At 62.1% G+C, this 206-nt stretch carries 1 pseudogene; it reads left to right on the top strand.

The features are described from left to right. Positions 1–102 (top strand): annotated as a pseudogene (locus AF337_RS46560) (DUF4267 domain-containing protein); the annotation flags it as partial. Between the last annotated feature and the right edge of the window lie 104 nt (positions 103–206).

Here is a 206-nt window from a genome sequence, read left to right as displayed (position 1 = left end):
CTCGCAGCGAAAGGCTCCACCAAGAGCGCCTTCGGCATTCACGGCCTGACGGCGGTGATCATGGTGCTGGTCGCCATCCCCATGATGATCGGGGCCGACTGAGATGGTTCACGTTCTTTCCATCTGGTTCCTGGTTGTCGCCTTCGCTGGCGCAGGTCTCGTCAACGCCATCGGCACGGCGGCGACGCGAAGTGAATTCGCTCGGT

The sequence above is a fragment of the Rhizobium ecuadorense genome (assembly GCF_001187535.1).
GTDB lineage: Bacteria > Pseudomonadota > Alphaproteobacteria > Rhizobiales > Rhizobiaceae > Rhizobium > Rhizobium ecuadorense.
Note: the sequence above shows the minus strand (reverse complement) of the source record. Positions and strands in the feature narration are given on the sequence as shown.